The organism is Micromonospora sp. RB23 (genome assembly GCF_053585025.1).
Window position 1 is genome coordinate 1,176,378 of sequence record NZ_CM132111.1, and the last position, 13,512, is coordinate 1,189,889.

At 72.0% G+C, this 13,512-nt stretch carries 12 protein-coding genes; 6 read left to right on the top strand and 6 right to left on the bottom strand.

All coding sequences use genetic code 11. From position 1 onward, the window contains the following. Nucleotides 1–385: 385 nt before the first annotated feature. Together ACTFTM_RS05500 and glpX are read right to left on the bottom strand one after the other, a co-directional pair. Entirely contained in the window at nucleotides 386–1,381 is a 996-nt protein-coding gene (locus tag ACTFTM_RS05500) for a DMT family transporter (RefSeq protein ID WP_449564767.1), read from the bottom strand. Beyond that, nucleotides 1,378–2,409, bottom strand: a complete 1,032-nt coding sequence (gene glpX, locus ACTFTM_RS05505) for a class II fructose-bisphosphatase (RefSeq protein ID WP_449564768.1) — start codon at nucleotides 2,407–2,409, stop codon at nucleotides 1,378–1,380. Before glpX ends, ACTFTM_RS05500 begins: the two co-directional genes overlap by 4 nt. Nucleotides 2,410–2,567: 158 nt before the next feature. Between glpX and ACTFTM_RS05510 the strand changes: the two genes are divergently transcribed. The 3 genes from ACTFTM_RS05510 to ACTFTM_RS05520 all read left to right on the top strand — a co-directional run bounded on the left by ACTFTM_RS05510 (nucleotide 2,568) and on the right by ACTFTM_RS05520 (nucleotide 5,329). Then, complete coding sequence (locus tag ACTFTM_RS05510) at nucleotides 2,568–3,326, top strand: DUF4245 family protein (RefSeq protein ID WP_449564769.1); 759 nt, start codon at nucleotides 2,568–2,570, stop codon at nucleotides 3,324–3,326. A 104-nt stretch (nucleotides 3,327–3,430) separates the two neighbouring features. Beyond that, a complete protein-coding gene (locus ACTFTM_RS05515) occupies nucleotides 3,431–4,243 on the top strand; it encodes a hypothetical protein (protein WP_449564770.1) in 813 nt (270 codons plus the stop codon). Between the two features lie 234 nt (nucleotides 4,244–4,477). Beyond that, nucleotides 4,478–5,329 (top strand): hypothetical protein, encoded by an 852-nt coding sequence (locus ACTFTM_RS05520; RefSeq protein ID WP_449564771.1) that lies wholly within the window; start codon nucleotides 4,478–4,480, stop codon nucleotides 5,327–5,329. 41 nt (nucleotides 5,330–5,370) lie between these two features. Here the strand turns inward: ACTFTM_RS05520 and ACTFTM_RS05525 are convergent, their stop codons facing one another. Both ACTFTM_RS05525 and xseA read right to left on the bottom strand, forming a co-directional pair. Further along, nucleotides 5,371–5,592, bottom strand: a complete 222-nt coding sequence (locus ACTFTM_RS05525) for an exodeoxyribonuclease VII small subunit (RefSeq protein WP_355048864.1) — start codon at nucleotides 5,590–5,592, stop codon at nucleotides 5,371–5,373. A gap of 30 nt (nucleotides 5,593–5,622) precedes the next feature. Next, nucleotides 5,623–6,855, bottom strand: coding sequence for an exodeoxyribonuclease VII large subunit (xseA, locus tag ACTFTM_RS05530; protein WP_449564772.1), 1,233 nt, complete (start codon nucleotides 6,853–6,855; stop codon nucleotides 5,623–5,625). Between the two features lie 132 nt (nucleotides 6,856–6,987). Here xseA and ACTFTM_RS05535 point away from each other — a divergent pair, with 132 nt between their 5' ends. Both ACTFTM_RS05535 and ACTFTM_RS05540 read left to right on the top strand, forming a co-directional pair. After that, nucleotides 6,988–7,962 (top strand): 4-hydroxy-3-methylbut-2-enyl diphosphate reductase, encoded by a 975-nt coding sequence (locus ACTFTM_RS05535; protein ID WP_449564773.1) that lies wholly within the window; start codon nucleotides 6,988–6,990, stop codon nucleotides 7,960–7,962. A 55-nt stretch (nucleotides 7,963–8,017) separates the two neighbouring features. After that, the gene (locus tag ACTFTM_RS05540; protein WP_449564774.1) at nucleotides 8,018–8,446 is read left to right on the top strand and encodes a hypothetical protein; all 429 of its coding nucleotides are present in this window, start codon (nucleotides 8,018–8,020) and stop codon (nucleotides 8,444–8,446) included. Between the two features lie 10 nt (nucleotides 8,447–8,456). Here ACTFTM_RS05540 and ACTFTM_RS05545 read toward each other — a convergent pair whose 3' ends face one another. Next, entirely contained in the window at nucleotides 8,457–9,605 is a 1,149-nt protein-coding gene (locus tag ACTFTM_RS05545) for a DNA recombination protein RmuC (protein ID WP_449564775.1), read from the bottom strand. Between the two features lie 54 nt (nucleotides 9,606–9,659). Between ACTFTM_RS05545 and ACTFTM_RS05550 the strand changes: the two genes are divergently transcribed. Then, complete coding sequence (locus ACTFTM_RS05550; protein ID WP_449564776.1) at nucleotides 9,660–10,478, top strand: hypothetical protein; 819 nt, start codon at nucleotides 9,660–9,662, stop codon at nucleotides 10,476–10,478. Between the two features lie 130 nt (nucleotides 10,479–10,608). Here the strand turns inward: ACTFTM_RS05550 and ppc are convergent, their stop codons facing one another. After that, complete coding sequence (gene ppc, locus ACTFTM_RS05555; protein ID WP_449564777.1) at nucleotides 10,609–13,395, bottom strand: phosphoenolpyruvate carboxylase; 2,787 nt, start codon at nucleotides 13,393–13,395, stop codon at nucleotides 10,609–10,611. Nucleotides 13,396–13,512 lie beyond the last annotated feature (117 nt).

The window sequence follows — 13,512 nt, forward strand, 5'->3', positions numbered from 1 at the left end:
GGCGGGTGAAGCGTGCCGCGCGCGAGCATCCGGGCGCTTGGGATAGATCATTCAGGTGAACGGCGTGCGCCGGGTCCATCCGACGAAGCGAATGAACAGCGCATCCGGGCCGGGCATCTCGTCGGGGACGCAACGTCTAGCGTTGGTTGTCGAATACCACGCGTTGTTGCCTACCGTCAAGGGCAGACCCAGTCAGGTCTGAGTCGATACGACAGCGAGAGCCCTGGTCGCCCACGTTGATCGACTCGGGTTTCTTGGAACCGGGGCGTCGGAGGCGGTAGGACAGCGCGGTTTCCGCGAACCCGAGTGGATCAGGCGGGCTGGCGGATGGTTGGCTGCTCAGCGGTTCTCCGCGCGGCGTTTCGTACCGCTGAGCAACCAACGATCATGATTGGGTGCTGCGCGCGGGCGGCCGGGCGGCGGGAGGCGCCAGGGCGGCTATCAGCACGGCTACCAGCGTCAGTGCGGCCCCCAGCAGGCTGTTCACGCTGGGGTGCGAGGCCGCCGTCGGCAGCACCAGATCCAGCAGGACCGCCCCCACGATCTGGCCGGCGATGGTGGCCAGGCCGAGCAGGAGCACACCGGTGAAGCGCACGATCGCTGCGGCGATCGCGATGAACACGATGCCGATCGGACCGCCCAGGTAGAGCCAGGGCTCACTCGGCGCGTGACCGGTCGGCCAGCCGCGTACGGCGATGTCGATCGCGAACGCGATCAGCAGGGTGGTCGTGCCGACGGCGAAGTTCACGAGCGTGGCCGTCAGCGCGCTGTCGGCCGCCCCCCGGACCTGGCCGTTGACCGCCTGCTGCCAGGCGATGCCCACCCCGGCCAGCAGGGGCAGCAGGGCGAGCCCTAGGGCACCCGGATCGCCGAGACGGTCACCGACCGCCAGGACGACCGCGAGCACCGTGAGCACCGCGCCGGCCAGGCGCTGTCGGGTGACCGGCTGCCGACCGGTCGGACCGATACCGGCACGATCGACCGCGAGGCTGCTGCCGGACTGGCCGGCGACCACCGCCACGGTGAAGACCGCCACCCCCAGCGAGCCGATGGTGAGCCCCTGCGTGGCCACCAGGAACGCGCCGCACATCCCGCCGAGGCACTGCCACGGGCGCAGCGCTCCGGCCCGGAGGGCACGCCGTACGGCGAGCAGCCCCCGCCGCCCGCCGGGGGTGGCCGGCACCAGCACCAGCAGCACCACCAGGCCCAGCCCGAACGAGACCACCGCGGCGGCGAAACCGTCGGCCAGGCGTACGCCCAGCTCGCCGTTGATCCGAGACTGCGCCGCCACCGCGACCCCGGAGACCGATGCCAGTGCGACGCCGATGAACCGGCGGGTCGCGGAGAGAGCCTGCGGTGTCGCGGTGCCGGTGGCGATCACTCCTGCTCGGCGAGCGGGCGACCGTCGAAGTCGACCGCGGAGTAGAGCGCCAGCTTCTCCAACCGGTGGTAGGAGTCGATGACCCGGATCGTGCCGCTCTTCGAGCGCATGACGATCGACTGGGTGTACGCCCCGCCGGACCGGTAGCGCACCCCGCGCAGCAGGTCACCCGAGGTGACCCCGGTCGCCACGAAGAAGCAGTTGTCCCCGGTTACCAGGTCGTCGGTGCCGAGCACCCGGTCCAGGTCGTGTCCGGCGGCGAGAGCCTTCTCCCGTTCCGCGGCGTCGCGTGGCCAGAGCTTGGCCTGCATCGCCCCGCCCATGCACTTGAGCGCGCAGGCCGAGATGATGCCCTCCGGGGTGCCGCCGATGCCCATGAGCACGTCGACGTCGGACTCGCCGCGGGCCGCCAGGATGGAACCGGCGATGTCGCCGTCGGAGATGAACCTGATGCCCGCGCCGGTCCGGCGGATCTGGCTCACCAGGTCGTCGTGGCGGCTGCGGTCCAGTACGCAGACCGTCACCTCGGAGACGTCGGTGCCCTTGATCTTGGCGATCCGGCGCAGGTTCTCGGTCACCCCCGCGTTGATGTCGATCACCTCGGCGTACGCGGGGCCAACCGCGAGCTTCTCCATGTAGAAGACCGCGCTGGGGTCGAACATCGCGCCCCGCTCCGAGACGGCGAGCACCGCGAGGGCGTTCGGCATGCCCTTGCTCATCAGGGTGGTGCCGTCGACCGGGTCTACCGCGACGTCCACCTCCGGGCCGGTGCCGTCGCCGACGTGTTCGCCGTTGAAGAGCATCGGGGCGTTGTCCTTCTCGCCCTCGCCGATCACCACGACGCCACGCATCTGGATCGAGTTGATCAGTTTGCGCATGGCGTCGACGGCGGCGCCGTCGCCGCCCTCCTTGTCACCCCGGCCGACCCAGCGGCCGGCGGCCATCGCCGCGGCCTCGGTGACCCGGACCAGGTCGAGGGCCAGGTTACGGTCGAGATCCTGTGGGATCCGCGTCCTGGTGTTCGTCATGACGGCTGCTCCTCCTCGCGACGGTGCGGGGACGGCCGGCGGCGGAGCGGCACCGCTGCCGGCTTTGTCGCTGATCCTCACACGATGGCCGACCGGGCGCCGGCGCGGGGCGGTGATGGGCCGGATACCGCCGGTCGGGCTGCTGCGAAGATGGCAGGGTGGAACCCGCACAGCCTGCTGACCGCGTACCCGCCGATCGCACGCCGCCCGACGGCCAGCCGCCGGCCGACCTGCCGGACGCCGCCCCCGGCGCCGGGCCCGCCGCGACGCGCCCGGACGATCCGACGGCATCGACTGCCGGCGAGCCGGCCCTTGTCGCCGGTGCGGCGACCCCGGGGGCCGAGCCGGCCCCCGTCGAGGAGAGGCCGGCGGCGCGGCCGTCGCCTCCCCGGGCGGCAGCGACGGCAGGCAAGTCCGAGCGGTCGCCCAAGGACATGGCGATCTCACTGCTGGTGCTGCTCATCCCGATCGCGCTGCTGCTGGCGTTCTACCGGGGTTTCCTGGGTGGGGACCAGGCCACCACCGTCGATCCGGCCCCGGCCATCGAGCAGGCGCGGTCCGCGAACACGTTCCCGGTGAGCGAGCCGCAGGGGCTCGGCTCGGGCTGGCGTACGGTCAGCGCCCGCTACCAGAGCGTCGAGGGCGGCGCGACTCTGCGGATCGGCTATCTCACCCCGGAGGGCAGGGGTGTGCAGCTCGTGCAGAGCAGCGTTCCGGCTGAACGGCTGCTCCCGGCCGAGCTGACCGACCAGGGTCAACCACAGGGCCCGACCGAGCTGGGCGGCCGTACCTGGCAGCAGTACACGGCCCGGGGGAACCAGCAGGCGCTGGTCCTGCTGGAGCCGACCCGTACGGTGCTCGTGATCGGTGACGCGCGCGACAACGAGCTGCGGGAGCTGACCGGCTCGCTGCGCTGAGGAGTCCACAGTCGATAAGCGGACCTATCCGGTACGCTCCCTCGGCTCGGTCCGGCCCGCACGCTGCGGCCGGACCATGTCCACCTCGGTGAAGTGAGAACTCAGTGAATATTCGACGGTGGAGCTTCGGCTTCCTCGCCGCCACCCTGCTCGTCCCCGGCCTGGCCGCGTGCAAGTCCGACGCCGCCGAGCCGGCCGCCGCCCCCAGCGCGTCGGCTCCGGCCGTACCGGCCGACCCGAAGGAGGCGCTGCTCGCCTCCACGAAGGAGATCGCCAAGGGCGATTTCACCTTCACCATCGCGGGCGCCGACCTGACCGGCGGTGGCCTGGTGCACAAGCCCAGCAACAGCGCGCAGATGACCATGAAGATGGGCGACGACTCCCAGGACGTGTCGATGGAGATGGACCTCATCTACATCGACTCGGAGAGCTGGGTGCGGATGGAGATCGGCGGCGCCATGGCCGCCATGGTTCCCGAGCTGGCGAAGAACAAGGGTAAGTACCAGCACCTCGACAAGACCAAGGCCAAGGAGATCAAGGACCTCCAGCTCGACCCGGAGTCGCTCGACCCGGTCGACAGCGAGACCCTGGTCAAGGGCGTGACCGAGGTGCAGAAGACCGGCGAGGGCGCGTACGCCGGCAAGATCGACATCAGCGCCTCCGCCGAGTCGGTCGCCCTCGACGAGGACGTGGTCAAGGCGCTGGGCGCCCAGGCCAAGGCGCTGCCCTTCACCGCCAAGCTGGACCCGCAGGGCCGCCTCACCGAGCTGGTCATCTCGGTGCCGGCCGCCGGCGAGACCGCCGCGCACGACATCAAGATCGGGTACGCGGGCTACGGCGCCGGCACCGGCGCGCAGAAGCCGCCGGCGGACAAGGTCGTCGAGGCCTCGGCCGAGACGTACGAGATGTTCAAGTAAGCCGCACGACGGGCCGGGGTGACCACGGGTCACCCCGGCCCGTTCCGTTCGGCACCGGTTGTTCGCGAACAACCGGACAACAAGGGTGATTGTCCGACGCCTCGACAGGGAACAAGAGGACAGCGATCCGGGCGTGCCGCTCGGCCCGGATCGTGCGACGTGGCCGAAGGGCTGCCGCGTCGCCCGGTTTCCGGCGCCGACCAGGTCGTCGGGTGACCCCCTTGGGAGACACGTATGACTGTTCGACGACTGGGTGCCGGCCTGGTAGCCGCCGCCCTGTTCACGCCCGCTCTGGCCGCCTGCGCCGCTGGCACGACCGGTACCGCCGGGTCGACCGCGTCCCCGACGGTGAGCGCGTCCGGTGCGCCGAGCCAGTCCGGCGGCGCGCCGGTGTCCGGCGACGCCAAGCAGGCCCTGCTCGACTCCACCAAGGCGATCAGCGACGGCAACTTCCGGTTCACCCTCTCCGGTGCCGGGTCCACGGCCGAAGGGCTCGTGCACCAGCCGAGTCAGAGTGCCGCGCTGAAGTTCGCCATCGGCGGTCCCTCCTCCGACCTGGCCATGAAGCTCGACGTGATCCACGCCAAGCCGGACAGCTGGGTGAAGCTGGAACTGTCCGGGCCGACCGCCAACAGCCTGCCCGCCATCAAGCAGCTCAACCTCGGTAAGTACCAGCACCTCGACCAGGCCCGCATCAAGGGCAACAAGAACCTGGGCTTCGACTTCGACAAGGTCGACCCGGCCGGCAGCGCCGTGCTGACCCAGGGCATCACCGAGGTCCGCAGCACCGGCACCGGCACGTACGCCGGCACCATCGACATCACCAAGGCCGCCGAGGCGGGCTCGCTGAACGCCGCCACGATCGCCGCGCTGGGCACCCAGGCCAAGACGGTGCCGTTCACCGCGAAGGTCGACCCGCAGGGCCGGCTGAGCGAGCTGGTCCTGCAACTCCCGGCGTCCGGGCAGACCACGGCCCAGGAGATCAAGATGACGTACTCCGACTACGGCACCGCCACGCCGGCCCAGAAGCCGCCGGCGGACCAGGTCGTCGAGGCGCCCGCCGAGCTGTACAGCCTGTTCAACTGACCGTTGTCGGGTGGGGTGGCTTCGGCCATCCCACCCGACGGTCAGGCGGACGGTTCCTGGCGGGCGGCGTCGATCCGCGCCCGGGCACCGTCCAGCCAGCGCTGGCAGATCACCGCCAGCGCCTCGCCGCGCTCCCACAGCGCCAGCGACTCCTCCAGGGACGTGCCGCCGGCCTCCAGCCGCTCGACCACCGAGGCCAGTTCGGCGCGGGCCTGCTCGTAGCTGAGCCGCTCGTCCGGCCCGGCCTTCGTGTCGTCAGTCATCGCGTCCATCTCAGCACACCCCGGTCGGTGTCACCGCGCCGCCACGTCCCCGTCGACCGTCGCGGCCAGCTCGCCCTCGGCGAGGCGTACCCGTATCGGGTCGCCCTTGCCGACCTCGGTCGCCGCCCGGACGACGTGCCCGTCGGCGCGTTGCACGATCGCGTACCCCCGGTCCAGGGTGGCGGCGGGGGAGAGGGCGCGTAGTCGGGCGAGGGTGTGCCGCAGGTCGTCGTCGGCGGCCGCCAGCCGGTGGTCCAGGCAGCGGCCGGCGCGCTGGCGCAGCGCGGCCAACTCGGTGGCGCGGTGCTCCACCATCACCTGGGGCCGGGCCAGCACCGGCCGGGACCGCAGGCTGTCGAGGCGGTGGGACTCCCGGTCGACCAGGTTGCGCACCGCCCGCTGGAGCCGGTGCCGGGCCTGGCCGATGAGGCGTACCTCTTCGGTGAGGTCGGGGACCACCCGCTTGGCCGCGTCGGTCGGGGTGGAGGCTCGCAGGTCGGCGACGTAGTCGATCAGCGGCGCGTCCGTCTCGTGGCCGATCGCGCTGACCACCGGCGTACGGCAGCCGAACACGGCCCGGCACAGCGCCTCGTCGGAGAAGGGCAACAGGTCCTCGATGCCGCCACCACCCCGGGCGATGATGATCACGTCGATGGTCGGGTCCGCGTCCAGGACCTTGAGCGCGTCCACGATCTGCGGCACGGCGGACGGGCCCTGCACGGCCACGTTCACCGTCCGGAACTCCACGGCCGGCCAGCGCCGCCGCGCGTTGGTCAGCACGTCCCGCTCGGCGGCGGACGCGCGGCCGGTGATGAGCCCGATCCGGCCGGGAAGGAACGGCAACCGGCGCTTGCGGGCCCGGTCGAACAGCCCTTCGGCGGCGAGCAGCTTCTTGAGCTTCTCCAACCGGGCCAGCAGCTCACCGAGACCCACCTGCCGGATCTCGTCGGCGCGCAGGCTCAACGTGCCCCGGGCGGCGTAGAACTCCGGCTTGGCGTGCAGCACCACCCGGGCGCCCTCGCGCAGCTCCGGCGCGCCGGCGTCGAGCACGTCCCGGTTGGTGGTGACGGTCAGGCTCAGGTCGGCGGAGGGGTCACGCAGGGTCAGGAAGACGGTGGTGGCCCCGGGACGGCGGCTGATCTGTGCCACCTGCCCGTCCACCCACACCCAGCCCAGCTTGGCGATCCACGCCCCGACCTTCTGCGAGACGACCCGAACCGGCCAGGGCTCCTCGGCGCTGCTCCGCGCAGCATCCCCACTCACCCCCCAACCCTACGGACACCCCAGGTGATCAAGAAGTTGGCGTCAGATCCGGGCGCGTTCCTGACGCGAAGCTCTTGATCACCGGGGTTCGGGCCCGGGTGCGGGGGCACGGTCGGCACGTAGGATGGGGGAGTGACTGATCTCCGGACCGGCAAGCGCGTGCTTTTGGCCAAGCCTCGGGGCTACTGCGCGGGCGTGGATCGCGCCGTGCAGACCGTCGAGGAGGCGCTGAAGCTGTACGGCGCCCCGATCTACGTCCGCAAACAGATCGTGCACAACAAGCACGTCGTGCAGACCCTGGAGGCCCAGGGCGCGATCTTCGTGGAGGAGAACGAGGAGGTGCCGGAGGGCTCGACCGTCATCTTCTCCGCGCACGGCGTGGCGCCCGAGGTCTACGAGCAGGCGCGCGAGCGTTCGCTGAAGGCCATCGACGCGACCTGCCCACTGGTCACCAAGGTGCACCAGGAGGCGAAGCGGTTCGCCGCCGAGGACTACGACATCCTGCTGATCGGCCACGAGGGGCACGAGGAGGTCGTCGGCACCGCCGGTGAGGCGCCGGCGCACATCCAGCTCGTGGACGGCCCGGACGGTGTCGACAAGATCACCGTGCGCGACCCGGAGAAGGTGGTCTGGCTCTCCCAGACCACGCTCTCGGTGGACGAGACCCTGGAGACGGTCGCCCGCCTCAAGCAGCGGCTGCCGCTGCTCCAGTCCCCGCCCAGCGACGACATCTGCTACGCCACCTCCAACCGCCAGCACGTGGTCAAGGAGATCGCCCCGGAGTGCGACGTGGTGATCGTCGTGGGCTCGACGAACTCCTCCAACTCGGTCCGCCTGGTCGAGGTCGCCCTGGACGCCGGCGCCCGCGCCGGTCACCTCATCGACTTCGCCCACGAGATCGAGGACGCCTGGCTGGCCGACGCCCGTACGGTCGGTGTGTCCTCCGGCGCGAGCGTCCCGGAGGACCTGGTACGCGATGTGCTGGCGCATCTGGCCGAGCGCGGCTTCGCCGACGTCGAGGAGATCACCACCGCCAACGAGCGGCTCACCTTCTCGCTCCCGCAGGAGCTGAAGCGGGACATGAAGGCCGCCGCGGCTCGCGGCTGATCATTCAGCGCCGGCGCGGTGGAACGCCGCGCTCGTCCCGTACGTCCAAGGCGGCATGAGGACACTTCGGCTCGTCGTCCCCGCCCTGGTCGTCTGCGCGGCGCTGAGCGCCTGCGGTGGAACCGACGGTCCCGCCACCCCCGGCGGACCGTCGGCGACGACCGGGCAGCCCGCCCCCGCGTCGCCGAGCACGTCCGAGTCGCCCGGCACTCCCGAGTCCCCCAGCACACCCGCCCCGCCGATCAAGTCGCCGGGCGGGCCCACCGTTCCGCCGCCGGTCGGCAGCGCCGAACTCACCGGCACGATCACCGCCGGGGTGGAGCCGAACTGTGTGCTCCTCGACGGGTATCTGCTCGTGGGCGGTCCCCGCGACGTGCTGACGCCCGGTGCCCGGGTGACCGTCACCGGCCGGGTGGAGAAGGGCACGATGACCACCTGCCAGCAGGGCACCCCGTTCGTCGTCGAGAGCGCCAACCGCCGTTAGCCGGCGGCCGTCAGCGGCCGGCGTCGTCCAACAGCTCCGGGGCCTGCGGCTGCCGGGGGGTCAGCTCGACCTGGGCGGGGGCCGCCAGCTCGTCATCCGAGACGCCCAGCTCGGCGAGCTTGCGGGCGCTGACCAGCACCCGCGCCTCCAACGAGCCGACCGCCCGGTTGTACGCGGTCACCGCGCCGGTCAGCGACGACCCGAGCTTGCCCACGTGGTCGCCGAGGGTGGAGAGCCGGCCGTACAGCTCCCGGGCGAGGGTGTGCACCGCCAGCGCGTTGCGGGCCAGCGCCTCCTGCCGCCACGAGTAGGCCACCGTGCGCAGCAGCGCGACCAGGGTGGCCGGCGTGGCCAGCACGACGTTGCGGGCGAACGCGTGCTCCAGCAGCGTCGGGTCGCGCTGGAGGGCGACGTCGAGGAACGGGTCGGCCGGCACGAACAGGACCACGAACTCGGGCGAGCTGTCGAACGCCGACCAGTAGGACTTGGCGGCCAGGGCGTCGACGTGCCCCCGCAGGTGCCGGGCGTGCGCGTCGAGGTAGGTGTCCCGACCACGCTCGTCGCGGGCCTCCATGGCCGTCAGGTACGCGTCGAAGGGCGCCTTCGCGTCCACCACCACCGACCGGCCGCCGTGCAGGCGTACCACCAGATCCGGGCGGACGACCTGGTCGTCGGTGGCGGCGGTCACCTGCTCGGAGAAGTCGCAGTGCTCCAGCATCCCGGCCGCCTCGACGATCCGGCGTAGCTGGTGTTCGCCCCAGCGACCCCGTACCTGCGGCGCGCGCAGCGCGGCCACCAGCTGCTTCGTCTCGGTGCGCAGCTCCCCGGAGACCACGTTCATCGAGCGGACCTGCTCGCGCAGCTCGGCGTACGCGTCGACGCGGTCGTGTTCCAGCTCGGCCACCCGCTGCTCGTAGCGGCGCAGACTGTCGTGCAGCGGCGCCACGGCCCGGGCCACCGCCTCCTGCGACTGCGCCGTCGCCTCGTAGCTCAACGCCCGCATGGACTGCTCCAGCCGGCCCTCGCCCTCGCGGGTGGCGGTCAGGGTGGCGTCCAGTCGGGCGATGTCGGCCGCCGACCGGGACCGGGCCGCGAACCAACCGACCGCCCCGCCGGCACCGAGGCACACGACCACCACCAGCAACGTCGAGACGTCCATCACCGGAGCTTGCCAGACGGGTACGACGTGACACCCGGGGGTACGTTCGTTGACATGGAAGCTCTGCTGTGCCTTGCGGTCATCCTCGCCGGCGTGGTGGGTGCCGGCCTGCTCGCCTACTCCCGGGTCAACGCCCAGCGACGTGCCGCGCTCGGCGACGCCCGCGCGGACGCGCAGCGGTGGTACGAGCGCCTGGGTGGCCAGTTGATGACCCTGCACGGCGACGAGCCCGCCGTCCGACAGGCGCTGGCCGACGCCGGGGAGCGTTACAACGCGGCCGGTTCCCAGTTGGAGCAGGCGCGCACGCCGCACCAGTTCGCGCTCGCCCGGGAGACCGCGCTGGAAGGGCTGGCGTACATCCGGGCGGCGCGGACGGCGCTGGGCATCGATCCCGGTCCGGAGCTGCCGGCGCTCGCCGCCGCGCGGGGTGTCGGGCAGCTCACCAAGGAGCGCGAGGTCGACGTGCAGGGCCAGACCTTCCGGGCCGGCCCGCAGCCCGGTCGGGACACGCCCTACTACTACCCCGGTGGGCGCTACCAGGGCCGGCCGGTGCCGGCCGGTTGGTACTCGACGCCCTGGTGGAAGACCGCGCTGGGCGCGGGCGCCGGCGTGCTCGGCGGCATGCTGATCGCGGACGCGCTGTTCTCGCCGGCCTTCGCCGACCCGGGGTACGGCTACGACCAGGGCTATCAGGAGGGCTTCGGTGACGGGGCCGACTACGCCGACGACCAGGGCGGCGACTACGGCGACCAGGGCGGCGACTACGGCGACCAGGGCGGCGACTTCGGCGGTGGGGACTACGCCGGCGGCGACTTCGGTGGCGGAGGCTTCGGCGACTTCGGCGGCGGCGACTTCGGCGGCGGCGACTTCTGACCCCGCTGAATCCGACGATCAAGGAGTTGTGGTGCCCGCTTCGCCGCTGTTGGCGGCTTTCGCGGGGCACCACAACTCCATGATCGACCGGGCCTGACCGGCCCGGCCCCGGGCTGGGTTTCGTACCTGGTCAGCCGGTGTTGCGCATGCCGGCGGCGATGCCGTTCACGGTGGTGAGCAGCGCCCGTTCCAGGGCGGTGCCGTCGCTGGGAGCGCGTCGACCGCCCGGTGCGGTGGCGACCGCCCGGCCCGCCGCGCCGGACTCCCGGTACTGCCGCAGCAGTGCCACCTGGAGGTGGTGCAGCGGCTCCAGGTAGGTGTCGCGGACGGCCAGCGTGCGCTGGAGCACCGGCGAGTTCTCCAGCAGGGCCGGTGAGGCGGTCACCGCCAGCACCTCACGCTTGGTCAGCTCGTACTCCTGCTCGATCTTCTCGAAGATCGGGTGCAGCTTCTTCGGCACGAGGGTCTCGACGTACCGGCGGGCGATGCTGAGGTCGGTCTTGGTCAGCATCATCTCGACGTTCGACAGGAACGTGCGGAAGAAGTGCCAGTTGCGGTGCATCTCGGCCAGCACGTCCGCCAACCCGGCCTCGCGGGCGGCGGCCAGGCCGGAGCCGACGCCGAACCAGCCCGGCACGATCTGCCGGGTCTGCGTCCAGCCGAACACCCACGGGATGGCCCGCAGCCCGGACAGCCCGGCGCCGGTGTTGGGGCGCTTCGCCGGCCGGGAGCCGATGTTCAGCGCGCCGAGCAGCTCGGTGGGGGTGGACGCCCAGAAGTAGGCCGGCAGGTCCGGGTCCTCGACGAGCGACCGGTACGACCGGAACGCCGACTCGGACACCACGTCCATGGTCGCGTCCCAGCGTTCCAGCATCTCGGCGGGCTGCCGGGGCGCGGTGTGCAGCAGCGTCGCCTGGAGCACCGCGGCGAGGGTCAGTTCCAGGTTCTCCCGGGCCAGCGAGGGCAGGGTGTACTTGTCGGAGATGACCTCGCCCTGTTCGGTGACCTTGATCGCGCCGTCCAGCGTGCCGTACGGCTGGGCCAGGATCGCCTCGTGCGTCGGGCCGCCGCCGCGACCGACCGTACCGCCGCGACCGTGGAAGAGTCGCAGATGTACGCCGTGCCGGGCGGCCACGTCACGCAGCGCGCGCTGGGCCCGGTGGATCGACCACTGGCTGGTGGTGATCCCGGCTTCCTTGTTGGAGTCGGAGTAGCCGAGCATGACCTCCTGCACGTCGCCACGGGCCGCGACCAGCGCCCGGTACGCGGGCAGCGACAGCAGCTCGTCGAGGATCTCGCCGCCGGCGTTCAGCTCGCCCGGGGTCTCCAACAGCGGCACGAACCCGATGCGGGCCCGACCGCTGTGTACGTCGACGAGCCCGGCCTCGCGGGCGAGCACCACGGCGGCGAGCACGTCGTCGACGCCCAGGGTCATCGAGATGATGTACGACTCGATGACCTCGTTGCCGAACCGGTCCTGCGCCTCCCGGATCGTGCTGAACACGTCGAACGTCTTGCGGGACAGCTCGGAGAGGGGCGTGTCGGCGGTGGAGAGCGGCCGGCGGCCGGTCAGCTCGTCGGCGAGCAGCTTGGTGCGTTCCAGCCGGCTCAACGACGGGTAGTCGGACACCTCGCCGACGGCCTCGTAGAGCTGGGCGAGCACCGCGTGGTGCGCCTCGGCGTGCTCCCGCACGTCCATCGTCGCCAGGTGCAGGCCGAACGCGGACACCGTCCGGATGGTGGAGGCCAGCCGGCCGACGGCCGTGAGCTGCCCCGAGTTGCGGGCCAGCGACGCACGCAGCAGGTCCAGGTCGGCGATCAGCTCGGCCGAGCCCCGGTAGTCCCGACCCGGCACGTGGGCGGTGCCCTGGCGCAGCCGCTGCCGGGTGTTGGCGAGCTTGGCCTTCACGCAACGCGCCTTGAGCCGGTAGGGCTCCTCGGCGTTGACCCGTCGGAACCGGGGCGCCACCTCGGGCAGCGCGTCGAGGTCGGCGGCGAGGCTGGCGGAGAGGTCCAGCGACACTCCGCGCAGCCGGCGCGAGACCGAGACCTCGTTGATCAGGTGGTCCATCGCCTTCTCGGTGGCGGCGATGCCGTGCTCGTGCTGGATGGTCAGCACCTCGCGGGTGACCGCCGGGGTGACGAACGGGTTGCCGTCGCGGTCGCCGCCGATCCACGTGCCGAAGCTCAGCGGGCGGGCCGTCGGCGACGTCTCCACGCCGAGGGTGCGCAGCGTGTCGGCCAGGTCGTCGAGCACCTGCGGCGCGGCCTCGGCGTACAGGTCCCGCAGGTAGTAGATGGCGTTGCGGGCCTCGTCGGTCGGGTCCGGCCGGTCCAGCCGCAGCTCGTCGGTCTGCCACATGAGGTCCAGCAGCTCGGCCAGCCGGCGGTTCGCCGGGCCCTCGTCGCTCGCGCCGTAGAGGATCGCGTTGGCGGTCTCGGTGTCCAGCTCGTCGGCGATGGCCCGCAGCTTCGACAGGATCGAGCGGCGGGCCGCCTCGGTCGGGTGGGCGGTGAAGACCGGCCGGACCGCCAGTCGGCGGGCGACGGCGGCGATCTCCTCGGCCGGCACCCCCCGCTCGGCGATCATCTTGGCCGCCTGGTCGAGCCAGCCGCCCTGTACGGCGCGGCGGCGGCGCAGGTCCCGTGCGCGGTGCACCTGCTCGGTGATGTTGGCCAGGTGGAAGTAGGTGGAGAAGGCGCGGGCCAGCTTGGTGCCGGTGGTCACGTCGAGCCCGCCGAGCCGCTGGGCGGCGGCCGGGACGTCGGTGCGTACCTGGGCGCGGATCTCCTCGACGAGGTCGAGCAGCGGGCGGCCCTCCTGGCGGGCCAGGGTCTGGCCGAGGAGGGTGCCGAGCCGGCGGATGTCGGCGCGCAGCGCGGCGTCCGGGCCGTCGTGGTCGTGCTGGTCGGTCACGATGCGCTCCTTACGTGAGTACGAAGGACAGCGCTGTCCGACTCCCTGGATGGTATCCGCGTGGGGCCCTCCGGCAGGAGGGGCTCCGGGCGTGCCGCGTCGTGAGACGGAACACCC

Coding starts and splice junctions, on each gene's coding strand:
- ACTFTM_RS05525 (WP_355048864.1), bottom strand. CDS start 5,592: ATGACTGACGACACGAAGGCCGGGCCGGACGAGCGGCTCAGCTACGAG.
- ACTFTM_RS05520 (WP_449564771.1), top strand. CDS start 4,478: ATGACTGTTCGACGACTGGGTGCCGGCCTGGTAGCCGCCGCCCTGTTC.
- ACTFTM_RS05550 (WP_449564776.1), top strand. CDS start 9,660: ATGGAAGCTCTGCTGTGCCTTGCGGTCATCCTCGCCGGCGTGGTGGGT.
- ACTFTM_RS05540 (WP_449564774.1), top strand. CDS start 8,018: ATGAGGACACTTCGGCTCGTCGTCCCCGCCCTGGTCGTCTGCGCGGCG.
- ACTFTM_RS05545 (WP_449564775.1), bottom strand. CDS start 9,605: ATGGACGTCTCGACGTTGCTGGTGGTGGTCGTGTGCCTCGGTGCCGGC.
- glpX (WP_449564768.1), bottom strand. CDS start 2,409: ATGACGAACACCAGGACGCGGATCCCACAGGATCTCGACCGTAACCTG.